Here is a 24,830-nt window from a genome sequence, read left to right on the forward strand (position 1 = left end):
TCATGTCCAAGCGAAGTACCTTTACCCTGGGGGGCGCCGCACTATGCGGCGCCCTGCTCGTCAGCGGTTGCGCCAACCAGATGTCCCAACGCAGCGACCATGAGGAGCGCGTCGAGCGCAAGCTGCTCGAACACACCCTGCAGATCGATGTCGGCGAGCCGAAGGTGATGGAGCTTCCGCAGCGGCGTGTGCGCATTCATGAGCAGAAGCGTTTCGAGGTTACCGAGTACGAGGTCACGCGCCGCTACGACCGCTACACGCCCTACCAGCCCTGGCGGGAAATCTACGAGATTCCGCTGGGCGCGGTGGCTGTGGTGGCGGGCATCGGTGCCAACGTGGTCAACGTATTTGCCTTGGGCAACCTGCCAGACAGCGTGACCCACGACTGGCTCAGCTATGGCCTGGACGGGCTCAACCCGTTCATGAACGCGCCGTCCAATGGCCGTGCCCAGCAGAACCTGGCGGGCATCAGCGAAGTGCAGAAGGACAAGCGTGAAGAATTCACCAGCCTGCCCTGGAACGAGCGGTTGGTCGAAGTGAAAGCGGGCAAGCTGACCCACGAACTGACCACCGACAAGAATGGCGTGTTGCGCCTGAACCTGTTGGACAGCCCGTTCTCCGAGCAGCATCTGAACAACGTGGGCACCTTGCACTTGCAGGTGGTCGACGAAGACAACGGCGTGCGTGGCGATGCCAGCCTGCTGGTCAGCGCAACCCTGCGCAACAAGCTGCGCGAAGCCCATGAGCTGATCTTCGATGACCTTGAAGATGACGATGTCGGCCAGTGGGTACACCGGGTCAAGCGCCTTTCGGAGCTGGGCCTGGAAGAGGAAGCCAGTGAAATGGAGCAGAGCCTGGTGGAGTTGACCCGCAACGACCCGGAACTGCAACAGGAGTTTCTCAAGGCACTGACCAAGGCCACTGGCCGGTTGGTGGCCGACCCAGGGGCGCTGTAAGGTCAACGAAAGGGGCTGCTTTGCAGCCGATCGCAGGCAAGCCTGCTCCTACAAGATGCTGAACCTGTAGGAGCAGGCTTGCCTGCGATGGGCCGCCAAGCGGCCCCTTTTCATTGCGCCGGAAACAGCTCCAACTGCTCGTGCGCACCCCGCAGGTCGCGCAACCTCACCCCCACCCCCAGCAAGCGCACCGGTTTGCCTCCCCGGGCGAACGCCTGGCGCAGCAGCTGTTTATAGCTTTCCAGGTCCCTGCCCGCGCCGGCTTGCTCCAGGGTGGTCTGGCTGAAATCGTGGAACTTGACCTTGACGAACGGTTTATCGGGTCGGTAACTGCTGTCCATCCGCTCGATCCGCTCATTCAGGCTGGCCAGCAGCTCAGGCAGGCGCTCAAGGCAACTGGCCAGGTCTGGCAGGTCGGTATCGTAGGTGTTTTCAACACTGACCGACTGGCGGCGGCTGTCATTGTGCACCACGCGCTCATCGATGCCCCGCGCCAGCCCCCACAAACGCTCGCCGAAACTGCCAAACTCACGCGCCAGCGCCAGCCGCGACCAATCTCGCAGGTGCAGGCAGGTGTTTATTCCCAAGCGGTTCAGCTTGTCTGCCGTGACCTTGCCAACGCCATGCAACTTGGCCACCGGCAAGGCCGCCACGAAGGTTTCCACCTGGCCTGGCGTGATCACGAACAGGCCGTTGGGTTTACGCCAATCACTGGCAATCTTGGCCAGGAACTTGTTAGGCGCAACCCCCGCTGAAACGGTGATATGCAAGGTACGCGCAACCCGCCTGCGGATATCTTCGGCGATGCGCGTGGCGCTGCCGGCATACCACTGGCTGTCGGTGACATCCAGGTAGGCTTCGTCGAGGGACAACGGTTCGATCAGCTCGGTGTAGTCGCGGAAGATCGCATGAATCTCCCGGGAGGCTTCACGGTAGGCGTCGAAACGCGGCTTGACGATTTCCAGGTCCGGGCACAGCTTGAGCGCATGGTGCGACGACATTGCCGAACGCACCCCGTAGGCGCGCGCTTCATAATTACAGGTGGCAATCACCCCACGGCGGTCGGGCGACCCGCCCACGGCCATGGGCCTGCCCGCCAGGCGTGGGTCATCGCGCATCTCGATCGCGGCGTAAAAGCAATCGCAGTCGATGTGGATGATCTTGCGCACGGACATAGATGACGGCCACCACTGTAAATTCATACAGATAGTAGCGCATGCCCAAGCAGCAGAAACAGCCCACTTCGACAATCGGCCTGAAACGCCCGCCCCAGCTGAGCCGCGGCCCGGTTACAGGCACGTAAGGGTTTGAACAAAAACGGTTTTTTTAAGATAACTGTTGACACCTCGGGGAAAATCCGTAGAATTCGATCTCACAGGCGCGGGATGGAGCAGCCTGGTAGCTCGTCGGGCTCATAACCCGAAGGTCGTCGGTTCAAATCCGGCTCCCGCAACCAGATTCGAGAAAAAGGCCACTGTTAACGCAGTGGCCTTTTTTCTTATGCGCGGATTTTCTCTCGCCTGAAAAAATCGCGACAAATCAATGACTAGCGCTTGACACTAAGTGTTTAAGCTGTAGAATTCGATTCCACAGGCGCGGGATGGAGCAGCCTGGTAGCTCGTCGGGCTCATAACCCGAAGGTCGTCGGTTCAAATCCGGCTCCCGCAACCAGATTCATGAAAAAGGCCACTGTCGATACAGTGGCCTTTTTTATTGCCTGCAATTCCATGTAGGAGCGGGCTTGACCCGCGAACACCGGCTCAGCCGGTGCCTCCCATCGCGGCGCTTGCTTCGCGGGGCAAGCCCGCTCCTACAAAGGATGGCGGCGCGCCTACGTGCAATGTTCCCTGCGCGACAGCGCAGCCCGCAGGGCTGGGTTATCTCCTACAGAACGCGATTTTCAGCACCTTGAAAGATTTCCCTTGACCCGTGCACATGAAGCTGTACAATGCGCCCCTCTGACGCGGGATGGAGCAGCCTGGTAGCTCGTCGGGCTCATAACCCGAAGGTCGTCGGTTCAAATCCGGCTCCCGCAACCATATTCGTCAGAACAAACCCCGCCTGCCTCACAGCAGCGCGGGGTTTGTTGCATTTCGTCGCCTGAAAAACCTTTACACTCCCGTGAACCCTCCGTTTTGAGGGGTGTAACCTGAGAATGAACTATCTTTAACGCTGCCGGACGACTGAAAGTAACGTTGCCCGGAGTACTATCTGGATACGTTTTCCAAAGGGACTTTCACTTGGCCGCAGCTCTCCCCCTCCTCGCGCAGCACGCTCGAGGCATTTCATGACTTCCCATAATCCAGAACCCCAAGTGCCGCTTGCCTCGGCACTGCCCACGGCTGCCCAGCGCCTGCCCTGGCTGGAGCGCCTGAGCCGCTACCGCCAGCCGATCAGCCTTGGGGTCACGCTGCTGCTGTTTGCCCTGGCGCTGATTGCCTGCCGCCACCTGCTGAGTGAACTGGACATCTATGCACTGCACGATGCGATGCTCGATGTCCCCGCCCATTCGTTGATCGGCGCGGTGCTGGCGACCATCGTCGGTTTCGTGATCTTGCTGGGCTACGAGTGGTCGGCCAGCCGCTATGCAGCGGTCAAGCTGCCGGCGAAAACCCTGGTGATGGGAGGCTTCAGCGCCTTCGCCATCGGCAACGCCATTGGCCTGTCGATGCTATCGGGCGGCTCGGTGCGCTACCGCTTGTATGCCCGCCAGGGCCTGGGTGCCGCCGAAGTGGCGCGCATGACCGTGTTCGCCAGCCTTTCGCTTGGCTGTGCATTGCCGCCGCTGGCCGCGCTTGCCACCCTGAGCGACCTGCATTCCGCTGCCACGGCCCTGCGCCTGCCGGTAGGCCTGCTGGCAAGCATTGCCGTTGCCGTTCTGGCCATCACAGCGGTTCTGGTGGCCGGCCTGTATCGGCGCCGCCTGCCAGAGCAACCCCTGGCCGACAACCTGCTGGTGCAGCTGGGCCGACGCACCTTGCGCCTGCCCGGCGGCCGCCTGGCGGCCCTGCAACTGCTGATTACCGCACTGGACGTGGCGGCCGCCGCCACCGTGCTCTACCTGCTGCTGCCAGAAGCGCCGCCGTTCGGCGCCTTCGTGCTGGTTTACCTGCTGGCCCTGGCCGCGGGCGTGCTCAGCCACGTGCCAGGCGGCGTGGGGGTGTTCGAAGCGATTCTTCTGGCCGCCTTCGCCGACCAGCTGGGCGCCGCCCCACTGGCCGCCGCCCTGCTGCTGTACCGACTGATCTACGTGGTGCTGCCCTTGCTGCTGGCCTGTGTGCTGCTGCTGGCCAACGAAGCGCGGCGCCTGCTGTTCGCCCAGCAAGCGATCAAGGCAGCATCCGGCCTTGGCGCGCCGATCCTGGCCATTCTGGTATTCCTCTCGGGCGTGGTGCTGCTGTTCTCCGGCGCCACCCCGGAAATCGACACGCGCCTGGAACACATGGGCTTCCTGGTACCGCACCGGCTGATCGACGCCTCGCACTTTGGCGCCAGCCTGATCGGCGTGCTCTGCCTGTTGCTGGCCCAGGGCCTGCGCCGTCGCCTGTCGGCTGCCTGGCTGCTGACCACCGTCTTGCTGCTGGTTGGCGCGCTGTTGTCGATTCTCAAAGGCTTCGACTGGGAAGAAGCCAGCCTGCTGACCATGACCGCTGCCCTGCTGGCGGTATTCCGTCGTTCGTTCTACCGCCCGAGCCGGTTGCTGGAGCTACCGTTCTCGCCGGTGTACCTGGTGGCCAGCGCCTGTGTGGTCGGCGCCTCGGTGTGGCTGTTGCTGTTCGCCTACCAGGACGTGCCCTACACCCACAAGCTATGGTGGCAGTTCACCCTCGACGCCGACGCCCCACGCGGCCTGCGCGCCGCCCTGGGCAGCGCGGTGCTGCTGGTGATCGTCGCCCTGACCTGGCTGCTGCGCACTGCCCGCCCGGTCATTCACCTGCCCGACGACGCCGAACTGCAGCGCGCCAACCGCATCCTGCTGGCCTCCGATCAGCCCGACGGCGGCCTGGCCCTGACTGGCGACAAGGCGTTGCTGTTCCACCCCAGCGACAATGCTTTCCTCATGTATGCACGCCGTGGCCGCAGCTTGGTGGCGCTGTACGACCCGATCGGCCCGGCCCAGGAACGCGCCGAGATGATCTGGCAGTTCCGCGACCTGTGCGACCTGCACCACGCCCGCCCGGTGTTCTACCAGGTGCGTGCGGAGAACCTGCCGTTCTACATGGACATCGGCCTGACCGCCCTGAAACTTGGCGAGGAGGCGCGGGTCGACCTGCGCCGCTTCGACCTCGAAGCCAAGGGCAAGGAAATGAAGGACCTGCGCTACACCTGGAACCGCGGCGGCCGGGACGGCCTGAGCCTGGAAATCCACGAGCCTGGCCAGGCGCCTTTGGCCGAGCTCAAGGAAATTTCCGACGCCTGGCTCGGCGGCAAGAACGTGCGCGAGAAAGGCTTCTCGCTGGGGCGCTTCAGCCCCGAATACCTGCAGCACTTCCGTATCGCCCTGATTCGTTTCCAGGGCCGGCCGGTGGCCTTCGCCAACCTGCTGGAAACCCACAGCAACGAACTGGCCAGCCTCGACCTGATGCGCGCTCACCCCGAGGCGCCGAAGCTGACCATGGAATTCATGATGATCGGCTTGATCCTGCATTACAAAAGCCATGACTACGGCCGCTTCAGCCTGGGCATGGTACCGCTCTCCGGCCTGCAGCCCCGGCGTGGCGCACCCTTGACCCAGCGCCTGGGGTCGATGGTGTTCCGCCGCGGTGAGCAGCTTTACAACTTCCAGGGCCTGCGGCGCTTCAAGGACAAGTTCCAGCCGGACTGGGAACCTCGTTACATGGCCGTGCCGGCCGGGCTCGACCCGCTGGTGGCACTGGCCGACACTGCCGCCCTGATCGCTGGCGGCCTGACTGGATTGGTGAAACGTTGATGATCCGACGCTATTGGCTGTACGTACTGATACCTCTGCTGCTGGCCGCCCTGGCCGGTGCTGCGGCCTTCTGGCTGTGGACCCGCCCTGCCCCCGAGGCGCGCCTGGAGCAGCTGACCCTCAATGACAGCAGCATCACCCGCGTGACCCCTGGCGTACACGCCAAGGCCCGGGTCGCCATCGGCGTCCCCCAGGACCAAGCCCTGACCGACAAGCAACTGCTGGACCTGAGCCAGGCCGGCGAAGCGCAACTGGTTCAGGTGATCCTGCCGCCCAATGACTGCGCCAAGCAACAACAGGCGATGGACCAGGCGCTGACCCAACTGTCCGACAAGCCGACCCTGGTCGCCGGTATCGGCCCAGGTGCGGCCCAGGCCTGGCGCTGGCTGGCCACCCAGAGCGACGACAAGGCCCGGGCAATTTCGGTGGACTTCAGCCTGGAACAGCCTGGTTGCAAGGAAACCCTGCCCAAATCGGCGGCCCACGGCCACTGGAACGTGGCCTGGAACGACAACCCGGATGACGCCAGCGCAGCCTTCGTGCGCGACCAGGCCAACGCCGAAACCAGCATCAGCGACTACGACATCCACCTGCCCCAGGTGCTCAAGGCGCAGTTGACCCAGGCCCTGGTCGGCCGTGACGGCAATGCCCTGGCCATTCCGGTGGTGGAAGTGCCGGCCGGCCAGACCACCGATACCGTCACCCTGTTCCTCTCCGGTGACGGCGGCTGGCGCGACCTGGACCGCGACGTGGCCGGTGAAATGGCCAAGCTCGGCTACCCAGTGGTCGGCATCGATACCTTGCGCTACTACTGGCAGCACAAGACCCCGGAGCAAAGCGCCGCCGACCTGTCGGAACTGATGCAGCACTACCGTCAGAAGTGGGGCACCAAGCGCTTCGTGCTGACCGGCTACTCGTTCGGCGCCGACGTGCTGCCGGCCATCTACAACCGCCTGCCGGCCGAAGACCAGCAACGTATCGACGCAGTCGTACTGCTGGCCTTCGCCCGCAGCGGCAGCTTCGAGATCGAGGTTGAGGGCTGGTTGGGCAAGGAAGGCCAGGAAGCACCTACCGGGCCGGAAATGGCCAGGCTGCCGGCGTCGAAGGTGGTATGCGTGTATGGCGTGGAAGAAACCGACGAGAGCGGCTGCACCGACAAGACTGCCGTGGGCGAACGGATGAAGCTGCCAGGTGGTCACCACTTCGACGAGAACTACCCGGCGCTGGCCAAGCGCCTGATTGACGAGATCGAGACTCGCCAGGGCAAGTCCAGCGTGGCTGAACAGAACTGATCGTTCTCAGGGCCTGATCGCGAGCTGCGCTCGCTCCTACCAGGGGTCGTCAGCCTCATCCCGTGTAGGAGCGAGCAACGCTCGCGATGCGCCGCACCCGCGGCGCCCCCTTCCTTCAGATTTCCACCTGCGTCCCCAATTCGATCACCCGGTTCAACGGCAGGTTGAAGAACCGCAGGTTGCCGTTGGCATTCTTCAGCAGGAACGCGAACAGGTTCCCACGCCAGCGCGACATCCCTTCCAGACGTGAGGCGATCACCGTTTCCCGGCTAAGGAAATAGGTAGTGCGCATCGGGCTGAAATCCAACTCGTCCAGGTGGCACAGGCGCAGGGCCGCTGGCACGTCCGGCTCGTCCATGAAGCCAAAGTGCAGCAACACCCGGAAGAACCCATCACCATAGGCCTCCACTTCAAACCGCTCCTGCTCCGGCACCCGCGGGCGGTCTTCACTGACCACCGTCAGCAACACCACCTGGCTGTGCAGCACCTGGTTGTGCAGCATGTTGTGCAGCAGCGCATGGGGCACCGCATCGGCGCGCGCAGTCAGAAACACCGCAGTGCCTTCGACCCGGTGCGGCGGCTGCACGCGGATGCTGCTGATGAACACCGGCAGCGGCAGCCCGCCTTCATCGATACGCTCGACCAGGATCTGCTTGCCACGCTTCCAGGCACTCATCAGCAGGTACAGCACAGCGCCCGCCAGCACCGGGAACGCACCGCCCTGAACGATCTTCGGCACGTTGGCCGCGAAGAACAGCCCGTCCACCAGCAAGAAGCCGACTAGCAGCGGCACCGCCAGCAATGGCGGCCATTTCCACAACAGCAACATCACCGCCGATACCAGGATGGTGGTCATCAGCATGGTGCCGGTCACCGCCACACCGTAGGCCGCCGCCAGCGCGCCGGACGACTCGAAGCCGATCACCAGCAGCACCACGCCCACCATCAGCGTCCAGTTCACTGCACCGATGTAGATCTGCCCTTGCTCGTCGCTGGAGGTGTGCTGAATCTGCATCCGTGGAATGTAGCCAAGCTGGATGGCCTGGCGAGTCAGGGAAAAGGCACCCGAGATCACCGCCTGCGAGGCGATCACCGTGGCCATGGTCGCCAGCCCCACCATCGGCAGCAGCGCCCAGCTCGGCGCCAGCAGGTAGAACGGGTTGCGCGCAGCCTCCGGGTTCTGCAGCAGGATCGCGCCCTGGCCGAAGTAGTTGAGCACCAAGGCCGGCAGCACCAGGGCGAACCAGGCACGGGCGATCGGCTTGCGGCCGAAATGGCCCATGTCGGCGTACAGCGCCTCGGCGCCCGTCAGGGCCAGCACCACCGCACCGAGCACGGCGACGCCGATACCGGGGTGGACGATGAAGAAATTCACCGCCCAGATCGGGTTGAAGGCCTTGAGCACTTCCGGGCTCTGGCTGATGCCGTGCACGCCAAGCGCTGCCAGCGCCAGGAACCAGGTCACCATGATCGGGCCGAACAGCTTGCCGATTTTCTCGGTGCCGTGCTTTTGCACCACGAACAGCGCCACCAGCACCACCAGCGAAATCGGCACCACCCAGTGGTCGATGCCGTCGAACGCCAGCCCCATGCCCTCCACTGCCGACAATACCGACACTGCCGGGGTAATCATGCTGTCGCCGTAGAACAGCGAGGCGCCGATCAGGCCGCAGATCACCATCAGCGTGCGCAACCGCGGATAAGCCGCAGTGGCCCGCCGCGCCAGGGCGGTCAGCGCCATGGTGCCGCCCTCGCCCTGGTTGTCGGCGCGCAGGATGAACATCACGTACTTGAACGACACCACCCACAGCAGCGACCAGAGGATCAGCGACAGGATGCCGAGTACGCCGTCATGGTTGACCGGCACCCCGTAGCCGCCGGTGAACACTTCCTTGAGGGTATACAAGGGGCTGGTGCCGATATCGCCGTACACCACCCCGACCGCTGCCACCAGCAACCCCAACGAGCGTGCCGCACCGTGCTTGCCCGCGTGCCCGCCCTCGGCATGACTGCTTGCCTGAACCATCGACCACTCCCGCAAACGGCCTTGAAGACCGGTAGAATTCACCTCGACGCCAGGGCCCGACAAAGCCCCCGGCGCAATGGCGCGAAGCATAGCGCAGCGTTCGTCGCTTTTCTGCTGGTCAAGCGACCTTCTGCTCGCTAGAATTGCGCACTTTTTGATCAGAGGCGCCGTTAGCGCCCGTCAAGATCGCCCCCGGTACTGGCAGGGCGAACTGTATTCAATACCGAGGTTAGTCATGTCCACCACTCCCGCCACCCCCAAGGTTGGTTTCGTCAGCCTGGGTTGCCCGAAAGCCCTGGTCGATTCCGAGCGCATCCTGACCCAGCTGCGCATGGAAGGCTATGAAGTCGTGCCCACCTACGAGGACGCCGACGTGGTGGTGGTCAACACCTGCGGCTTCATCGACAGCGCCAAGGCCGAGTCGCTGGAAGTGATCGGCGAAGCGATCAAGGAAAACGGCAAGGTCATCGTCACCGGCTGCATGGGTGTCGAGGAAGGCAGCATCCGTGACGTGCACCCCAGCGTGCTGTCGGTCACCGGCCCGCAGCAGTACGAGCAGGTGGTCAATGCCGTGCACGAGGTGGTGCCACCGCGTCAGGACCACAACCCGCTGATCGACCTGGTGCCGCCACAGGGCGTCAAGCTGACCCCGCGCCACTACGCCTACCTGAAGATTTCCGAAGGCTGCAACCACAGCTGCAGTTTCTGCATCATTCCGTCGATGCGCGGCAAGCTGGTCAGCCGCCCGGTCGGCGAAGTGCTGAGCGAGGCCGAGCGCCTGGTCAAGGCCGGCGTCAAGGAGATCCTGGTGATTTCCCAGGACACCAGCGCCTACGGCGTCGACGTCAAGTACAAGACCGACTTCTGGAACGGCCGCCCGGTCAAGACCCGCATGCTTGAACTGTGCGAGGCCCTGAGCAGCCTGGGCGCCTGGGTGCGCCTGCACTATGTGTACCCGTACCCGAACGTCGACGACGTGATTCCGCTGATGGCCGCCGGCAAGATCCTGCCGTACCTGGACATTCCGTTCCAGCACGCCAGCCCCAAGGTACTCAAGTCGATGAAGCGCCCGGCCTTCGAAGACCGCACTCTGGCGCGCATCAAGAACTGGCGCGAGCAGTGCCCTGAGCTGGTGATCCGTTCGACCTTCATCGTCGGCTTCCCGGGCGAAACCGAGGAAGACTTCCAGTACCTGCTGGACTGGCTGACCGAAGCCCAGCTGGACCGCGTGGGCTGCTTCCAGTATTCGCCGGTAGAAGGCGCCCCGGCCAACGACCTGGGCTTGGATGAAGTGCCGGACGACGTCAAGCAAGACCGCTGGGACCGCTTCATGGCCCACCAGCAGGCCATCAGCGCCGCCCGCCTGCAGCAGCGCATCGGCAAGGAAATCGAAGTGCTGATCGACGAAGTGGAAGAACAGGGCTCGGTGGGCCGCAGCTTCTTCGACGCGCCCGAGATCGACGGCAGCGTGTTCATCGACGGCAACCATGGCTTCAAGCCTGGCGACAAAGTCCGTTGCCGCGTTGTCGACGCCGACGAATACGACATGTGGGCAGAGCCTATCTAAGGCATTTCTGCCGCCTGGTAGGAGCGAGCGCCAGCTCGCGATGCGCCGCACCCGTGGCGCTCGCTCCCCAGGCAACAAAAATCCCGCCGCACGACCTGCTTTTGCATCTATGTTTTCTCCATGCCCCTGGAGAATTCAAGCCATGCACACGGTGCCGACCCTGCAAACCCCACGTTTGAGCGACTACCCGGCGCTGGTGCAGGTGTGGGAAGACTCGGTGCGCGCAACCCACGACTTCCTCCCCGACGCGTACATCCTGCTGCTGCGCGAAAAGGTGCTGCGCCACTACCTGGACGCGGTGATGCTGGTGTGCTGCAAGCAACGCGGGCAGATTTGCGGTTTCGCCGGTGTGGCCAACGGGTGCGTGCACATGCTGTTCGTCGCGCCCGCCTGGCGTGGCCACGGCGTCGGCAAGCGCCTGCTGCAGCATGCGGTGGCCGAACTGAACGCCGAGCGCCTGGACGTCAACGAACAGAACCCGCAAGCCCTGGGCTTCTACCTGCACGAAGGCTTCGAAGTGATCGGCCGCTCGGAAACCGATGGCCTGGGCCAGCCTTATCCCCTGCTGCATATGCGGCTGCGTCGCAACCTGCCGTAGTGCGTGTGCCAAAATGGCGCATTTGACACAGATTCCCATCATCAAGCGGTAATGGGCAGGTACAATGGAGGTCTTTCCCTGCCTTGCGAATTGCCCCATGTCCGAACCCGTCCGCCTGTCCAAACGCCTGATCGAGCAACTCGGCTGTTCTCGCCGGGAGGCCGAGCTGTACATCGAAGGGGGCTGGGTCACGGTCGATGGCGTGGTCATCGAGCAGCCGCAGTTCAAGGTGGACGGCCAGCGTGTCGAGCTGTTGCCAGGGGCGCGCGCCGAAGCCCTTGACCCGGTGACCTTGCTGCTGAACCAACCGGCCAATGTCGACAGCGAAAGCGCCCGCGCCAGCATGACCATGGGCACCCTCAGCGAGGCCCACCGCGAAGGCGTGCGCCCACTGCACGGGCACTTTGCCCGGCTGACCTGCCTGGCACCGCTTGAGCGGGGCGCCACCGGCCTGCAAGTATTCACCCAGGACTGGCGGGTGACCCGCAAGATCGACGCCGACCTGCGCCGCATGGAGCAGGAGTACATCATCGAAGTGCGCGGTGAAACCACGCCCCAGGCGCTGGAACGCCTGGCGCGCGGGGCCACGCGCAATGATCGGGAGCTGCCCAAGGCCAAGGCCAGCTGGCAGAACGAAACCCACCTGCGCCTGGCCCTGAAAAACCCGCAACCGGGGCACATCAGCGAATTGTGCGCCTACCTGCGCCTGGAAGTGCTGGGCATGCGTCGCATTCGCCTGGGTGGCGTGTCGATGGGCAAGCTGCCCGTAGGGCAATGGCGCTACCTGGCAGCTACCGAACGTTTCTAAGCAATACGCCACGCCAGGGGCGTGGCTACTGAACAGGATTTTGCAGCAATGAACCACAACGATGTCCTGCGCAGCCTGCGCTACATGCTCAAGGTGAACGACGCCAAGATGGCCGAAATCATCGCGCTGTCCGGCCTCGACGTTAACCCGATCGTGCTCGCCACCTACCTGAAGAAGGAAGACGAGGCCGGTTTCGTGCGCTGCCCGGAGCGGGTCATGGCGCATTTTCTCGACGGCCTGGTGATCCACCGCCGTGGCAAGGACGACAGCCGCGCGCCGCAGCCGGTAGAACTGCCGGTGACCAACAACACCATCCTGAAAAAACTTCGGGTAGCGTTCGAGCTCAAGGAAGACGACCTGCACACAGTGCTCAAGTCGGTGAACTTCCCGGTGTCCAAGCCTGAACTCAGCGCCCTGTTCCGCAAGGTCGGGCACGACAACTACCGCCCCTGCGGCGACCAGTTGCTGCGTAACTTCCTCAAGGGCCTGACCTTACGCGTGCGCGGCTGAGTGACCATGCAGCATACGGTTGCCCCGGTCGGCATCGTTCGCTCCTGCTTCAAGGAGAAATTCGCCATCCCGCGCCAGCCACAGCTGGCGCCGGCTGCGCGCGGCGTGCTGGAACTGCTGCCGCCCTTCGACCAAGGTGACGCCGTGGCCGGGCTGGAGCAGGTCAGCCATGTCTGGCTGTTGTTCCTGTTCCACCAGGCACTGGAGGACAAACCCCGCCTGAAGGTCCGCCCGCCGCGCCTGGGCGGCAACAAGAGCATGGGCGTGTTCGCCACCCGCGCCACCCACCGCCCCAATGGCATCGGCCAGTCGGTGGTACGCCTGGAGGGTGTGGAGCCTGGGCGCCTGCTGCTGTCGGGCATCGACCTGCTCGACGGCACGCCGGTACTGGATATCAAACCCTACGTGCCCTATGCCGACAGCATTGCCGGGGCAAGCAACCTGATGGCCAGCGATGCACCCGAGGCGATTGCGGTGCAATGGAGCGATACCGCCCTGCCCCAAGCCCGTGAGCATGGGCTGCGCCTGGCCGAACCACTGGTTGAGCTGATCGAGCAGTGCCTGGCCCAGGACCCGCGCCCGGCCTACCAGGTGCCGCCGGCGGAGCGGGTGTATGGGGTGAAGTTCTGGGATGTGCAGGTCAGGTGGCATTACCCGCAGCCGGACCAGATCCGGGTGCTGGAGGTGGTGAAGGACGCCTGAACCTGCCTGGCTGCCGGCGCTGGGAACATTGCCCGCAAACGCTCCTACAGGATTCTCCGTGAAATCAGATATTGGCAAAAAAAAACGCAGACCCAGGTCTGCGTTTTTGGTATGCCGCCGTTCGCCTTACTTCTCGACGAAGGCACGCTCGATCAGGTAGTCACCCGGCTCGCGCATGCGGGCAGAAACCTTCAGGCCGAAGCTGTCGAGCACTTCGCTGGTTTCGTCGAGCATGCTTGGGCTGCCGCAGATCATCGCGCGGTCGTCCTGCGGGTTGATCGGTGGCAGGCCGATGTCGCTGAACAGCTTGCCGCTGCGCATCAGGTCGGTCAGGCGGCCCTGGTTTTCGAACGGCTCACGGGTCACGGTTGGGTAGTAGATCAGCTTGTCACGTACCGCTTCACCGAAGAACTCGTTCTGCGGCAGGTGCTCGGTGATGAATTCGCGGTACGCCACTTCGTTGACGTAGCGCACGCCGTGAACCAGGATCACCTTTTCGAAGCGCTCGTAGGTTTCCGGGTCCTGGATGACGCTCATGAACGGCGCCAGGCCAGTGCCGGTGCTCAGCAGGTACAGGTGCTTGCCCGGGTTCAGGTCGTCGAGGACCAGGGTGCCGGTAGGCTTCTTGCTGATGATGATCTCGTCGCCTTCCTTCAGGTGCTGCAGCTGCGAGGTCAGCGGGCCATCAGGGACCTTGATGCTGAAGAACTCCAGGTGCTCTTCCCAGTTCGGCGACGCAATGGAATAGGCGCGCATGAGCGGACGGCCGCTTTCCTGTTGCAGGCCGATCATCACGAACTGACCGTTCTCGAAGCGCAGGCCCGGGTCGCGGGTGCACTTGAAGCTGAACAGGGTGTCATTCCAGTGATGCACACTGAGGACACGTTCGTGGTTCATGTTGCTCATCGATGGGGCTCCTGAAGAAAAACGCAGCGCGCAAAACGCGCAGTTGCGCGATAGTTTAGGGGCAGCGAGAATATCTGTTAACTGAATTATCAAGATATGTGTTATCGGTTATATCGATATGCGATTTACACTGCGTCAACTCCAGGTATTCGTCGCCGTCGCCCAACACCAAAGCGTGTCCCGGGCCGCCAGCCTGCTTGCGCTTTCGCAATCGGCCGCGAGCACCTCCATTACCGAACTTGAGCGGCAATCGAGCTGCCAGCTGTTCGACCGCGCGGGCAAGCGCCTGGCGCTCAACGCCCTGGGCCACCAGCTGTTGCCCCAGGCCGTGGCGCTGCTCGACCAGGCCAAGGAAATCGAAGACCTGCTCAACGGCAAGTCCGGTTTCGGCTCGCTGGCGGTGGGTGCCACGCTGACCATCGGCAACTACCTGGCGACCCTGCTGATCGGCAGCTTCATGCAGGTGCACCCGGAAAGCCAGGTGAAGCTGCACGTGCAGAACACAGCACATATCGTGCACCAGGTGGCGCAGTATGAAATTGATCTGGGTCTGATCGAGGGCGATTGCAACCACCCTGACCTGGAGGTGCAGCCCTGGGTCGAGGACGAACTGGTGGTGTTCTGCGCACCGCAACATCCGTTGGCCAAGGCGGGCCGGGCGAACATCGAAAGCCTTTCGCAGGAAGCCTGGATCCTACGGGAACAGGGCTCGGGCACCCGCCTGACCTTCGACCAGGCCATGCGCCATCACCGTACCAACCTGAATATTCGCCTGGAACTGGAGCACACCGAAGCGATCAAGCGTGCCGTGGAGTCGGGCCTGGGCATTGGCTGCATTTCCCGCCTGGCCCTGCGCGATGCCTTTCGCCGTGGCAGCCTGGTGCCGGTGGAAACTCCGGAGCTGGACCTGATGCGCCAGTTCTACTTCATCTGGCACAAGCAGAAGTACCAGACATCGGCCATGCGGGAATTTCTCGAGTTGTGCCGCAATTTCACTGCGGGCTTCACCCGCAGTGACGAGATCGTGTTGCCACCGATCGCTTAAAGCAGGATCACGCCCCACACCAGCGCAACCATGGTCAGTGCCACCAACTGCGCGGCGCTGCCCATGTCCTTGGCGTTCTTCGACAACGGGTGACGTTCCAGGGAAATGCGGTCGATGGCCGCCTCGACCGCCGAGTTGAACAGCTCGACGATCAGGCCCAGTAGGCACACGGCGATCATGATCGCCTTCTCGGCACGGCTGACCGGCAGCCACAGGGCGATTGGAATCAGCAGTACGTTGAGCAGCACCAGCTGGCGGAAGGCCGCCTCGCCCTTGAAGGCAGCGCGCAGGCCATCCAGCGAATAGCCGGCGGCATTGAAGATGCGTTTGAGGCCGGTCTGGCCCTTGAATGGCGATGGCGTCATGTGAGTCACTTCACAACAGAAAGGCCAGAAGACTAGTCTGGCCTGGGTCAAAAAAGCGTGAATTGGCAGGTGCTTAGCTGCTGGCAACCGATTCAAGTTGTTGCAGCAGCAACGCTGCTTGGGTGCGGGTACGCACCCCCAGCTTGCGGAAGATTGCAGTCACGTGGGCCTTGATGGTCGCTTCCGACACACTCAGCTCGTAGGCGATCTGCTTGTTCAGCAGGCCTTCGCAGACCATGGTCAGCACCCGGAACTGCTGCGGGGTCAGGCTGGCCAACCCTTCACTGGCCGCCTTGGCTTCCGCCGACACATCAACTTTCTCGAACGCCTGCGGCGGCCACCAGACCTCACCGTCGAGCACCTTGCGCACGGCATCCTGGATCACTTCCAGGCCACTGGACTTGGGAATGAAGCCGCTGGCACCGAACTCGCGGGACTTCACCACCACCGCCGCCTCCTCCTGGGCCGACACCATCACCACCGGGATCTGCGGGTACTGGCCACGCAACAGCACCAGCCCCGAGAAGCCGTAGGCCCCCGGCATGTTCAGGTCGAGCAGGACCAGGTCCCAGTCGGCCTTTTCGCTCAGGCGGGTTTCCAGTTCGGCGATGCTCGCCACTTCTACCAGGCGCACGTCCGCGCCCAGGCCGAGGGTAACGGCCTGGCGCAGCGCGCTGCGAAACAGCGGGTGGTCATCGGCTATCAGGATTTCGTATGTGGCCATCGATCTATGGATCCTGTTCTGTGCCAGGCGCCTGGGGGTAGAGGGAGCGCCCGGCGGGGAATCGGCGCCAAGGATGCCGAGCACGGCCAGGGGTGGTCAAGCCAACTGCCCCGCCGCCTCGCCCACCCTGGCTGCCAGCCCCGTCATTATGAACCAAAGTGGGGCTTGTGCCCCTTGGACTATAGGAAGGTATGCAAGCGCTGGTGGGTATCGTCCTGATCGTCCAGGGGCAGGCGCCGCTTGCCGCTGAGGTAATGCAGGCTGAATACATCCAGGTAGGCATCCAGGGCCTGCGAAGCCTGGCTGTCGCCTGCCAGGTCCAGGCACATGGCGGCGACTTCCGCGGTGCAGAAGTGGTCGTCGCGCTTGGAGCGGCGCAGGCGGTAGCGCGACATCTGCTCGGCTTGCAGGCTCAACACCGGGAAGCGGTCCAGGTAGGGGCTTTTGCGAAACATCTTGCGCGCTTCGGTCCAGGTGGCATCGAGCAGGATGAACAGCGGGCGCTTGCCCGGCACGCGCACCACTTCGCTGACCACCCGCTGCGGGGCGACGAACTCGCCCGGGAAGACGATGTAGGGCTGCCACTGCGGGTCGTCGAGCAGCGCCAGCAGGCGCTCGTCTACCGACGTTCGCAGCCAGCCAAAGGCCGAGGTGTCGTCGATCAGGTCGGCGATCAGCCAGCCGGTGTTGGTCGGCTTCAGTGGCTCGGTGTCATGCATAAGCAGGCACACGCCGGAATCGGCCTGCACCTTGGGCTTCCAGGCACACAGGCAGTGGGTGGCGATGACCCGGCAATCCGGGCAACGCTCGGCTCGCGAGCCTCGGGCGATGAAGGGTTTGTTGCTGCGCGCCAGGCGTTCGGCACGCAGGCGCGCTACCGCATGGCTCATGGCAGCAGGCCTTGGCTGGAAAGGGGAACAGGCACAGGGACGACTCGGTGAAAACAAAGCGACAGTCTACCAGAGCAGGCGCCATTTGGCCGTGCAGCGCTGGCGGCTGGTCCTTTATAATCGTGGCCTTTGGCGGCCCGGTAAGCCTGCGGGCTGATGGAACGCCGCCCACCGGCGCAGGTCCAAGTGCCAGTCATCGAACCAGGAGAGATTCATGCTGCGTCTTATCGTCCCGACCCTGAGCCTGTTGCTCGCCTTGCCATTGGCTGCCCAGGCGGCTTCCAAGCAGGAGTACGAGCTGAACACGATGCTGCAGAAGGTTGCCAAGGAAAGCAGCGTCGGTACCCCGCGGGCCATCAACGAGGACATCCTCGACCAGGGCTACACCGTCGAGGGCAAGGCATTGGTCAACCACTTGAGCGTGCGGGCCGAACATGCCGCGCGCATGCAGGAAAACCCTGAGCAGGTACGCAGCCAGCTGGGCGACAGCGTGTGCCGCAACAACGGCTACCGCAACCTGATGTCCAAGGGCGCGGTCATGGTTTATCGCTTCACCGTGTACAAGACCAACCAACCGGTCATGGACCAGGCCTTCGATTCCGCCAGCTGCACGGCCGGCAACAAGAAGCGCAAGTGATCAGCTGACCCGTTCGCCCTCCGCGCGCCACGGTTCCTCGTCGGCGCGCATTTCTGCCAGTAGCGCCTGCACGTAGCGCGACTGGCATTCAAGCGTTGCCAGCCGGCGCCTGCATTCGGCCTCCAGGGTTACATGGTGAAGCTGGGCGGCATTTTCCAGCAGTTGATAGAGCTGCCCATCCACCTCGATGACCAAGCGATGCATGGCTTCACCTCGCGCATCGACACGTTTCGCTTTCCCAGTTAACCAAACCCTCGCCGCCAGTGGCCATGCGCCGACGAGTGGCCGTTGCGATCCCCACGGCACGATCGTGCGCGAGGGTCTAGATTGATAGCGAAGCGCCGTAAAACAACGAGATGGATAATCACCCTGCACCACGGCCTTGAAGGCCTACTGCAATGCCCGAGGCGCACACTCGGGCCACAGCAGCCAGCGGCACACGCAGTGCCGCGGCCGGGCCATGCCATCGGCCCGGTCAGAGGTTTTGCTGCAGAAGGAGACGTTGAATGCCTTACCAAACGAATGAACAGCTGTTCAATCACTTCAGGGAACATGGCATCGACCTGAGCCACATTGACCAGCAACTGCAACTGGTGGCGCCACACAGCGCCAACCTGCCGCTGTACCGCGACATGATGCTGACCGTGCTGCGCATGGCCTTTGACGACAGCGACCGCTGGAGCGCCAAGATCACCCTGCAGGCCCTGCGTGAACTGGACCACGCATTCCGCACCCTGCAAGGCTACCGCGGGCGGCGCAAGGTCACCGTGTTCGGCTCGGCACGCACCCCGGTGGAACACCCCATGTACGCCCTGGCCCGCGAGCTTGGCGCCACCCTGGCCCGCTCCGAGTTGATGGTGATTACCGGCGCCGGCGGCGGCATCATGGCCGCTGCCCATGAAGGCGCAGGCAGCGACCACAGCCTGGGCTTCAACATCACCCTGCCCTTCGAGCAGCACGCCAATGCCACCGTGGGCGGCACCGACCGGTTGCTGCCGTTCCACTTTTTCTTCATCCGCAAGTTGTTCTTCGTCAAGGAAGCCGATGCGCTGGTGCTCTGCCCTGGGGGCTTCGGTACGCTGGATGAGGCACTGGAGGTGTTGACGCTGATCCAGACCGGCAAGAGCCCGTTGGTGCCCGTGGTTCTACTGGACTCGCCTGGCGGTACGTTCTGGCAGGATTGCCTGGATTTCATCAGCCGCCAGTTGGAAGAGAACCGCTACATCCTGCCCAGCGACCTGAAGCTGCTGCGCCTGGTGCACAGTGCGGATGAAGCGGTGGAGGAGATCAACCAGTTCTACAGCAACTACCACTCCAGCCGCTGGCTGAAGAACCAGTTCGTGATTCGCATGCACCACCGGCTGAGTGAAGCGGCGCTGCATGACATCGATGAGGGCTTTGCCGATTTGCGCCTCAGCGGCCGCTACCACCAGCATGCCGACAGTGGTGCCGAGCACGAGGTGGGTAATTTCAGCCACCTGACACGGCTAACCTTTGCCTTCAATGGCCGCGACCAGGGGCGCCTGCGTGAACTGGTGGATTTCATCAACCTGCCTGAGAACTGGGCAAAGCCGGAGCCGATGCACACCACCCAGCGGGCGCGGGAGGCGCTGCGGGTCAATTGATGGCGGCGGCCTGCAACCCACCTGTAGGAGCGGGCTTGACCCGCGAAGCAAGCACCGCGGTGCATGGCACCGGCTTCGCCGGTGTTCGCGGGGCAAGCCCGCTCCTACAAGGGATTGCGCAGCCTGCGGGCCAATGCAATCGGGTTAGTAATCGTCCAGATCGCGGCCACTGAGCAAACGGCCGATCATGTCCATGGGGAACCCACGGTAGGCAAGGAATCGGGTTTGTTGGGCGCGGCTACGAGGGTCGTGCGGGCGTTGCCCGGCGAATTTGCGCTGCCAGGTATCCTGCAACAGCTCGGCCCAGTTCACTTCGCTTTCGCGCAGGGCCTGGTCGACATCGCCACGGTTCAACCCACGTTGGCCAAGCTCCTCGCGAATACGCGCGGGGCCATAGCCAGCACTGGAGCGGTAGCGAATGAAGCTTTCGAGGTAACGGGCTTCGCTTAGCAGCCCTTCTTCGGCGAGCCGATCGAGCGCAGGCTCGATCAGCTCATCCGGAGCGCCACGCTGACGCAACTTGCGCGTCAGCTCGACGCGACCGTGCTCGCGGCGCGCGAGCAGGTCCATGGCTGTCCGCCTGACGGCGACGGGGGTGTCGAGTACGGCGGACATACCAGCTGCAATCAATAACCGGCGTCGGCGTCTGCCATGTCGTCGGCATCGGCTTCGGCAGCAGCGGCTTTGCCAGCTTCAGCTACAGCACCGGCCTTGAGCAGCTTTTCGCGAATCTGCTTCTCGATTTCGGCACCAATGGCTGGGTTCTCATGCAGGTACTTGGCGGCGTTGGCCTTGCCCTGGCCGATCTTGTTGCCTTGGTAGGCATACCAGGCACCGGACTTCTCAACCAGGCCTTGGGACACACCCAGGTCGATGATCTCGCCGTTGCGGTAGATACCCTTGCCGTAGAGGATCTGGAACTCGGCCTGACGGAACGGTGGCGAAACCTTGTTCTTGACGATCTTGACGCGGGTTTCGCTGCCAACCACTTCGTCGCCTTCCTTGACCGCGCCGGTACGGCGGATGTCCAGGCGCACCGAGGCGTAGAACTTCAGCGCGTTACCACCGGTGGTGGTTTCCGGGCTGCCGAACATCACACCGATCTTCATGCGGATCTGGTTGATGAAGATGACCAGGCAGTTGGCGTTCTTGATGTTACCGGTGATTTTGCGCAGGGCCTGGGACATCAGACGGGCTTGCAGGCCGACGTGCATGTCGCCCATTTCGCCTTCGATTTCGGCCTTTGGCACCAGGGCCGCCACGGAGTCGACGATGATCACGTCTACCGCGTTGGAGCGCACCAGCATGTCGGTGATTTCCAGAGCCTGCTCGCCGGTGTCCGGCTGCGAGACCAGCAGGTCGTCGACATTCACGCCCAGCTTGCCGGCGTATTCAGGGTCGAGGGCGTGCTCAGCGTCGACGAAGGCGCAGGTGGCGCCATTCTTCTGGGCTTCAGCGATGACCGACAGGGTCAGCGTGGTTTTACCCGAGGATTCCGGGCCGTAAATTTCGACGATACGGCCTTTTGGCAGGCCGCCGATGCCGAGGGCAATGTCCAGGCCCAGGGAGCCGGTGGAGATTGCCGGGATACCTTGGCGCTCATGGTCGCCCATGCGCATGACAGCGCCTTTGCCGAATTGGCGTTCGATCTGACCCAGGGCCGCAGCCAAGGCGCGCTTCTTGTTGTCGTCCATTGAAATCCTCACGTGTTCGACGTGGCCCTGACGGCCGGGGAATACCTGTATAAGTAGCCAGTATTATTCCACAGGCAAGCGCGTGAGCAAACCCCTGTCGTCGAATTACTCCGCGCCAAGCTGTAACAAGCCGTCTAACGCGGCGATCACCGTCTGTCGGCGCACCGCTTCGCGGTCGCCGTCGAAGTGCCGACGCTCGCTGGTTACCTGGTTGCCATCGGCCCACGCCAGCCATACGGTGCCCACGGGCTTGGCGGGCGACCCGCCGTCGGGCCCGGCCACGCCACTGACCGCCACGGCAAAGCGCGCGCCGCTGGCAGCCTGGGCTCCGCGGGCCATGGCTTCGACCACTTCCTGGCTCACCGCCCCGACCTCGGCGAACAGTGCCTGGGGCACGTTCAGCTGGCGGGTTTTCTGGGTGTTGGAATAGGTGACGTAACCGGCTTCGAACCAGGCGGAACTGCCCGGGATACGGGTGATGGCCTCGGCGATGCCACCGCCGGTGCAGGATTCGGCGGTGGTCACCTGGGCATGGAAGCGGCGCAGGTGTTCGCCCAGGCGGGTGGAGAGAACGGTGATGGGGTCCATGGGGCGTCCTTGGAGGCGTTGAACGGGATGGGGACACCGTAGCATTTTGTGGGAGGGGTGGGGTTTTCGGTGCGTGGGTTGGGGGTTGCGGCGTATGGGAGATGGGTATGACGTGAGGTTTTCGGTGCCTGGAGATGTATATGACGTGAGGTTTTCGGCGCCTATGAGATCGAGCGCCGCCCGCGCGGCGCTTCGCGAGCTGCGCTCGCTCCTACGTTTGTTTCGGGCCAGTGAGTCCTGGGGGATTGGCGCGCGAACGCCTTGGCGCATGGCGCAATATCGCGTCGTACCAACAAGGCGGTCGCGCGCGCCTGTCACAGGCGTTACTGGCCAAAAACAAACGTAGGAGCGAGCAAAGCTCGCGAAGCGCCGCGCGGGCGGCGCTCGATCTCATAGGCGCTGAAAACCCCAAGGCGAACACTTCCCCCCATACACCGAAACCCTGGCGCCCAGCACGCACCCCTATCGCTCATCAACACCCACACCCTCACGCAACCCCAGCCGCTTGACCGCCCAATGCTCGTACAAGCGCATGGCAACATCCGCACCGCCTACCGCCGTCATGCAGCCAAATGCACTGGCCGCCCAGATCGACAGGCCACCGGCATACAGCAGCATCACCGTCGATACCCCGCAGACCATGCAGGCCCCGGAGCGCAACGCCAGCCGTCGCAGCAGCGCCCAGCCGGTAGCGCCGGCCTTGTCGGCCCGCCACATTTCGCCGCTCAAGCCAGCGAGCAATGCCAGGACAATTACCAGCCAGAGCGGCATTTCCAACAATACCTGTGGCTCGTTGGTCACTCTCACGCCTCCTGTAGTAATGCCTGCCGACACGGGCCAACAGGCGTTGATTACCGGCTTGCACCCGGCTTGAATACAGGCTATGCATTCATGCATATGCAGTCAATGCATTTAATCAGCATATCTATGCGCGTGAATTCGCCTAAATGCATGAAAGCCTCGCCCAACGTGAGCTGTAGGCAATTTCCGAAGGCGAAAAAAACCCGCCGAGGCGGGTTTTCCTGAACAGCCTGCGCTCAACGCGCGTACATGCCCCACCAGAACACATGGCCGAGCAGGCTGATCTGCTCGTCCTGCATCTGCTGGAAGCTGTAATCCTCATCGGGATGTTCGTCGCGGTTGAAACTGCGCAGGCGAATGCCGGTCGGCAGGCGATAGACCTGCTTCACCCGAAGCTGGCCGTTATGGTTGATGGCGTAGAGGTCGCCGTCGATGATGTCGCCGATCGAGCACTTGCCGGTATTGACCCCAACCGTGGCGCCGTCGCGCAGCACCGGCAACATACTGTTGCCACGCACCGTCACGCACTTGGCCTGGTCGAACTGCACACCGTTGTGTCGCAGGCTGCGCTTGCCAAAGCGCAAGCGCGCACGCTCGCTCTCTTCGATGACGAACCTTCCAGACCCTGCTGCCAATTCGACCTCGCGTAGGAAAGGCACCGATACCTCGTCGTCCTCGACGGGGGTTTCATCGTCCCACAGGCTGATGTCACTCAGCTCGGCATGGCCGTGTGCCGGCACCGGCGCTTCGCGCGCCTGGCCGAGCGCAGCACGGCCGCGCAGCTGCTCGGTGCTCACGCCGAAGTAGTCGGCGATCTTCGATACGTGCTTGTCGGAAGGGTCGACGATCTTCTCACTGAGAATGCGCGACAAGGTAGATTGCGGTACGCCCGTGCGCCGGTACAGCTCCGTGGGGGACAGGCCGTGGCGGTCGAGCAGTTCTCGGAGTACGGTGGCTACATTGCGTTTTTGCATAGCGTGCATAATGCAGGCAGCATCCGGCAAATGCAATGCATCCGCTCAGCTGGCCTCCAAGTCCTTGCGCGCCAGCGCAGTAATGGCTTGCTCATCCCGCTCTCGCAACCTGGGCAACCCTTGCGGCCAGCCGTTCGACCAGTCGAAACCGCCCAGGCGGCGCATGTCGTCGATTGCCGAACGCCACCAGATCACCTTGCAGGCACGCTGGTATTCGTCGTTACCGATGAAGCTGCCATACAGCAGCTTGCGGCCGATGCCACGCAGGTGCGGTGGCACGCGGGTCAGGCTCCATTTCGCCGACAACCGGTCGAGCCACGAGGGCTGCGGCCGCTGTACCGGCACCTGCAGCGCCAAAGGCAGCAGGCTTGGGTCGAAACGGTCACCGTGGCGGGTGAAGAAGATCTCGAGAATGGCATGGATGAACGGCTTCATCGCATAGTAGTGGCTGATCATCCCTCGTGCCTGGTTGATCCGCGTGCCATGCAACTCGAAGGAGAAGGCAATCTGCTCGATGGTATGCAGGGCTGCCGTGTAGGGCGCCCAGGCGTCGATACGCTGCACGGCGCGTTCGGCGACAGCGGCGTTCTCCAGGGCAAAGCCCAGCACACCGCTGTTGCACAGCTGCAGATCATCCGCCGGCGCCTCGCCAGCCCTCGCCAAACCCTGGGTGAACCCTGCGTAGTAGCTGCTGCCCGAGGCCTCGGCCCAGCTCATCTCGATTTCATCCACCAGGAACTGGCCACCATCAACCTGCTGGAACAGCTTTTGCGGCGCCTGCAGGAACACCGTGTCGGTATCGATGAAAATGGTCTTCTGCGCCCATGCGGCGGCATGGGCGATGGCGCAGGCCTTGCGCCGGTGCAGGTAGCCGCCGTTGCCGGTCCAGGCATCGAGCAGCCCGGCATCCAACTCAACCACCTCGACGGGCCAGCCCTCGAATGCCTGGGGCACGTCGGTCAGCACACGAATGCTCGGCACCTCGCCCGGCGCGCTGCGCGCCAGCGCGGTCAGGATGCTCAGCTTGGCTTCCAGCTGGTAGATCCGGCGTTCGCCATACAGAAGGTAGATCAGTTGCTGGCTGACGAACGGGACCGTGCTGCAAACATTCATGACGAGGCTCGGGTGCAGTTTTGCGAGGGCCGCGCATTGTAGTGAAGTCCGTGGCGCTTAACCACACCGCCCGGCTGCC

24 protein-coding genes and 3 tRNA genes are annotated in these 24,830 nt (G+C 63.3%); 14 read left to right on the forward strand and 13 right to left on the reverse strand.

What is annotated here, in order from left to right; translation table 11 throughout:
• Nucleotides 1-2: 2 nt before the first annotated feature.
• Nucleotides 3-956 (forward strand): hypothetical protein, encoded by a 954-nt coding sequence (locus F3J45_RS24045; protein ID WP_167068989.1) that lies wholly within the window; start codon nt 3-5, stop codon nt 954-956.
• A 110-nt stretch (nt 957-1,066) separates the two neighbouring features.
• On the opposite strand, the gene dinB is transcribed toward F3J45_RS24045, so the two are convergent.
• Entirely contained in the window at nt 1,067-2,125 is a 1,059-nt protein-coding gene (gene dinB / locus F3J45_RS24050; protein WP_370526465.1) for a DNA polymerase IV, read from the reverse strand.
• A 210-nt stretch (nt 2,126-2,335) separates the two neighbouring features.
• On the opposite strand from dinB, the gene F3J45_RS24055 reads away from it, so the two are divergent.
• The 5 genes from F3J45_RS24055 (at nt 2,336) to F3J45_RS24075 (ending at nt 7,178) form a co-directional block, all read left to right on the forward strand.
• A tRNA-Met gene (locus F3J45_RS24055) sits at nt 2,336-2,412 on the forward strand.
• Nucleotides 2,413-2,550: 138 nt separating this feature from the next.
• Nucleotides 2,551-2,627: transfer RNA gene (locus tag F3J45_RS24060), tRNA-Met, on the forward strand.
• A gap of 291 nt (nt 2,628-2,918) precedes the next feature.
• A tRNA-Met gene (locus tag F3J45_RS24065) sits at nt 2,919-2,995 on the forward strand.
• A 248-nt stretch (nt 2,996-3,243) separates the two neighbouring features.
• On the forward strand, nt 3,244-5,886 hold the full coding sequence (gene mprF, locus F3J45_RS24070; protein WP_167068995.1) for a bifunctional lysylphosphatidylglycerol flippase/synthetase MprF: 2,643 nt from the start codon (nt 3,244-3,246) through the stop codon (nt 5,884-5,886).
• A complete protein-coding gene (locus tag F3J45_RS24075; protein ID WP_167068998.1) occupies nt 5,886-7,178 on the forward strand; it encodes a virulence factor family protein in 1,293 nt (430 codons plus the stop codon). Before mprF ends, F3J45_RS24075 begins: the two co-directional genes overlap by 1 nt.
• A gap of 115 nt (nt 7,179-7,293) precedes the next feature.
• Here the strand turns inward: F3J45_RS24075 and F3J45_RS24080 are convergent, their stop codons facing one another.
• Nucleotides 7,294-9,204: a potassium transporter Kup gene (locus F3J45_RS24080; RefSeq protein WP_167069001.1), complete on the reverse strand. Its 1,911-nt coding sequence runs from the start codon at nt 9,202-9,204 to the stop codon at nt 7,294-7,296.
• Between the two features lie 235 nt (nt 9,205-9,439).
• Between F3J45_RS24080 and rimO the strand changes: the two genes are divergently transcribed.
• The 5 genes from rimO to tsaA all read left to right on the forward strand — a co-directional run bounded on the left by rimO (nt 9,440) and on the right by tsaA (nt 13,389).
• The gene (gene rimO / locus F3J45_RS24085) at nt 9,440-10,771 is read left to right on the forward strand and encodes a 30S ribosomal protein S12 methylthiotransferase RimO (RefSeq protein ID WP_167069004.1); all 1,332 of its coding nucleotides are present in this window, start codon (nt 9,440-9,442) and stop codon (nt 10,769-10,771) included.
• 142 nt (nt 10,772-10,913) lie between these two features.
• A complete protein-coding gene (locus F3J45_RS24090; protein ID WP_167069007.1) occupies nt 10,914-11,369 on the forward strand; it encodes a GNAT family N-acetyltransferase in 456 nt (151 codons plus the stop codon).
• Between the two features lie 97 nt (nt 11,370-11,466).
• On the forward strand, nt 11,467-12,177 hold the full coding sequence (locus F3J45_RS24095) for an rRNA pseudouridine synthase (protein WP_167069010.1): 711 nt from the start codon (nt 11,467-11,469) through the stop codon (nt 12,175-12,177).
• 48 nt (nt 12,178-12,225) lie between these two features.
• Entirely contained in the window at nt 12,226-12,687 is a 462-nt protein-coding gene (locus F3J45_RS24100) for a DUF1456 family protein (protein WP_167069013.1), read from the forward strand.
• A gap of 6 nt (nt 12,688-12,693) precedes the next feature.
• Nucleotides 12,694-13,389, forward strand: a complete 696-nt coding sequence (tsaA, locus tag F3J45_RS24105) for a tRNA (N6-threonylcarbamoyladenosine(37)-N6)-methyltransferase TrmO (RefSeq protein ID WP_167069017.1) — start codon at nt 12,694-12,696, stop codon at nt 13,387-13,389.
• Between the two features lie 126 nt (nt 13,390-13,515).
• On the opposite strand, the gene fpr is transcribed toward tsaA, so the two are convergent.
• The gene (fpr, locus tag F3J45_RS24110) at nt 13,516-14,295 is read right to left on the reverse strand and encodes a ferredoxin-NADP reductase (RefSeq protein WP_167069020.1); all 780 of its coding nucleotides are present in this window, start codon (nt 14,293-14,295) and stop codon (nt 13,516-13,518) included.
• Nucleotides 14,296-14,413: 118 nt separating this feature from the next.
• On the opposite strand from fpr, the gene finR reads away from it, so the two are divergent.
• On the forward strand, nt 14,414-15,340 hold the full coding sequence (finR, locus tag F3J45_RS24115) for a LysR family transcriptional regulator FinR (protein WP_167069023.1): 927 nt from the start codon (nt 14,414-14,416) through the stop codon (nt 15,338-15,340).
• Here the strand turns inward: finR and F3J45_RS24120 are convergent.
• From F3J45_RS24120 to F3J45_RS24130, 3 genes are all read right to left on the reverse strand, one after another.
• A complete protein-coding gene (locus F3J45_RS24120; RefSeq protein ID WP_167069026.1) occupies nt 15,337-15,705 on the reverse strand; it encodes a diacylglycerol kinase in 369 nt (122 codons plus the stop codon). The two genes, finR and F3J45_RS24120, sit on opposite strands and share 4 nt — an antisense overlap.
• Before the next feature lie 73 nt (nt 15,706-15,778).
• Complete coding sequence (gene erdR / locus F3J45_RS24125) at nt 15,779-16,429, reverse strand: response regulator transcription factor ErdR (RefSeq protein WP_152956425.1); 651 nt, start codon at nt 16,427-16,429, stop codon at nt 15,779-15,781.
• 179 nt (nt 16,430-16,608) lie between these two features.
• A complete protein-coding gene (locus F3J45_RS24130; RefSeq protein ID WP_167069029.1) occupies nt 16,609-17,319 on the reverse strand; it encodes a tRNA-uridine aminocarboxypropyltransferase in 711 nt (236 codons plus the stop codon).
• 214 nt (nt 17,320-17,533) lie between these two features.
• On the opposite strand from F3J45_RS24130, the gene F3J45_RS24135 reads away from it, so the two are divergent.
• The gene (locus F3J45_RS24135) at nt 17,534-17,956 is read left to right on the forward strand and encodes a quorum-sensing-regulated virulence factor family protein (RefSeq protein WP_167069032.1); all 423 of its coding nucleotides are present in this window, start codon (nt 17,534-17,536) and stop codon (nt 17,954-17,956) included.
• On the opposite strand, the gene F3J45_RS24140 is transcribed toward F3J45_RS24135, so the two are convergent.
• Complete coding sequence (locus F3J45_RS24140) at nt 17,957-18,160, reverse strand: hypothetical protein (RefSeq protein WP_167069036.1); 204 nt, start codon at nt 18,158-18,160, stop codon at nt 17,957-17,959.
• A 302-nt stretch (nt 18,161-18,462) separates the two neighbouring features.
• On the opposite strand from F3J45_RS24140, the gene F3J45_RS24145 reads away from it, so the two are divergent.
• Nucleotides 18,463-19,581: an LOG family protein gene (locus F3J45_RS24145; RefSeq protein ID WP_167069039.1), complete on the forward strand. Its 1,119-nt coding sequence runs from the start codon at nt 18,463-18,465 to the stop codon at nt 19,579-19,581.
• A gap of 144 nt (nt 19,582-19,725) precedes the next feature.
• On the opposite strand, the gene recX is transcribed toward F3J45_RS24145, so the two are convergent.
• The 6 genes from recX to F3J45_RS24175 form a co-directional block, all read right to left on the reverse strand.
• Entirely contained in the window at nt 19,726-20,196 is a 471-nt protein-coding gene (gene recX, locus F3J45_RS24150; RefSeq protein WP_167069042.1) for a recombination regulator RecX, read from the reverse strand.
• 11 nt (nt 20,197-20,207) lie between these two features.
• Nucleotides 20,208-21,275, reverse strand: a complete 1,068-nt coding sequence (gene recA / locus F3J45_RS24155; RefSeq protein ID WP_167069045.1) for a recombinase RecA — start codon at nt 21,273-21,275, stop codon at nt 20,208-20,210.
• Nucleotides 21,276-21,380: 105 nt separating this feature from the next.
• Complete coding sequence (locus F3J45_RS24160) at nt 21,381-21,863, reverse strand: CinA family protein (protein ID WP_167069048.1); 483 nt, start codon at nt 21,861-21,863, stop codon at nt 21,381-21,383.
• Nucleotides 21,864-22,325: 462 nt separating this feature from the next.
• Nucleotides 22,326-22,664, reverse strand: coding sequence for a phage holin family protein (locus F3J45_RS24165; RefSeq protein ID WP_167069052.1), 339 nt, complete (start codon nt 22,662-22,664; stop codon nt 22,326-22,328).
• 236 nt (nt 22,665-22,900) lie between these two features.
• Complete coding sequence (locus F3J45_RS24170) at nt 22,901-23,638, reverse strand: S24 family peptidase (protein ID WP_167069055.1); 738 nt, start codon at nt 23,636-23,638, stop codon at nt 22,901-22,903.
• A gap of 45 nt (nt 23,639-23,683) precedes the next feature.
• Entirely contained in the window at nt 23,684-24,751 is a 1,068-nt protein-coding gene (locus F3J45_RS24175) for a hypothetical protein (RefSeq protein WP_167069058.1), read from the reverse strand.
• Nucleotides 24,752-24,830: the final 79 nt, after the last annotated feature.

The organism is Pantoea sp. Ap-967 (assembly GCF_011752565.1).
Classification (GTDB): Bacteria; Pseudomonadota; Gammaproteobacteria; order Pseudomonadales; family Pseudomonadaceae; genus Aquipseudomonas.

What these genes read in the sequence shown, in the direction of transcription:
- F3J45_RS24045 (WP_167068989.1), top strand. Translation starts at nt 3, where the DNA reads ATGTCCAAGCGAAGTACCTTTACCCTGGGGGGCGCCGCACTATGCGGC.
- mprF (WP_167068995.1), top strand. Translation starts at nt 3,244, where the DNA reads ATGACTTCCCATAATCCAGAACCCCAAGTGCCGCTTGCCTCGGCACTG.
- F3J45_RS24075 (WP_167068998.1), top strand. Translation starts at nt 5,886, where the DNA reads ATGATCCGACGCTATTGGCTGTACGTACTGATACCTCTGCTGCTGGCC.
- F3J45_RS24080 (WP_167069001.1), bottom strand. Translation starts at nt 9,204, where the DNA reads ATGGTTCAGGCAAGCAGTCATGCCGAGGGCGGGCACGCGGGCAAGCAC.
- rimO (WP_167069004.1), top strand. Translation starts at nt 9,440, where the DNA reads ATGTCCACCACTCCCGCCACCCCCAAGGTTGGTTTCGTCAGCCTGGGT.
- F3J45_RS24090 (WP_167069007.1), top strand. Translation starts at nt 10,914, where the DNA reads ATGCACACGGTGCCGACCCTGCAAACCCCACGTTTGAGCGACTACCCG.
- F3J45_RS24095 (WP_167069010.1), top strand. Translation starts at nt 11,467, where the DNA reads ATGTCCGAACCCGTCCGCCTGTCCAAACGCCTGATCGAGCAACTCGGC.
- F3J45_RS24100 (WP_167069013.1), top strand. Translation starts at nt 12,226, where the DNA reads ATGAACCACAACGATGTCCTGCGCAGCCTGCGCTACATGCTCAAGGTG.
- tsaA (WP_167069017.1), top strand. Translation starts at nt 12,694, where the DNA reads ATGCAGCATACGGTTGCCCCGGTCGGCATCGTTCGCTCCTGCTTCAAG.
- fpr (WP_167069020.1), bottom strand. Translation starts at nt 14,295, where the DNA reads ATGAGCAACATGAACCACGAACGTGTCCTCAGTGTGCATCACTGGAAT.
- finR (WP_167069023.1), top strand. Translation starts at nt 14,414, where the DNA reads ATGCGATTTACACTGCGTCAACTCCAGGTATTCGTCGCCGTCGCCCAA.
- F3J45_RS24120 (WP_167069026.1), bottom strand. Translation starts at nt 15,705, where the DNA reads ATGACGCCATCGCCATTCAAGGGCCAGACCGGCCTCAAACGCATCTTC.
- erdR (WP_152956425.1), bottom strand. Translation starts at nt 16,429, where the DNA reads ATGGCCACATACGAAATCCTGATAGCCGATGACCACCCGCTGTTTCGC.
- F3J45_RS24130 (WP_167069029.1), bottom strand. Translation starts at nt 17,319, where the DNA reads ATGAGCCATGCGGTAGCGCGCCTGCGTGCCGAACGCCTGGCGCGCAGC.
- F3J45_RS24135 (WP_167069032.1), top strand. Translation starts at nt 17,534, where the DNA reads ATGCTGCGTCTTATCGTCCCGACCCTGAGCCTGTTGCTCGCCTTGCCA.
- F3J45_RS24140 (WP_167069036.1), bottom strand. Translation starts at nt 18,160, where the DNA reads ATGCATCGCTTGGTCATCGAGGTGGATGGGCAGCTCTATCAACTGCTG.
- F3J45_RS24145 (WP_167069039.1), top strand. Translation starts at nt 18,463, where the DNA reads ATGCCTTACCAAACGAATGAACAGCTGTTCAATCACTTCAGGGAACAT.
- recX (WP_167069042.1), bottom strand. Translation starts at nt 20,196, where the DNA reads ATGTCCGCCGTACTCGACACCCCCGTCGCCGTCAGGCGGACAGCCATG.
- recA (WP_167069045.1), bottom strand. Translation starts at nt 21,275, where the DNA reads ATGGACGACAACAAGAAGCGCGCCTTGGCTGCGGCCCTGGGTCAGATC.
- F3J45_RS24160 (WP_167069048.1), bottom strand. Translation starts at nt 21,863, where the DNA reads ATGGACCCCATCACCGTTCTCTCCACCCGCCTGGGCGAACACCTGCGC.
- F3J45_RS24170 (WP_167069055.1), bottom strand. Translation starts at nt 23,638, where the DNA reads ATGCAAAAACGCAATGTAGCCACCGTACTCCGAGAACTGCTCGACCGC.
- F3J45_RS24175 (WP_167069058.1), bottom strand. Translation starts at nt 24,751, where the DNA reads ATGAATGTTTGCAGCACGGTCCCGTTCGTCAGCCAGCAACTGATCTAC.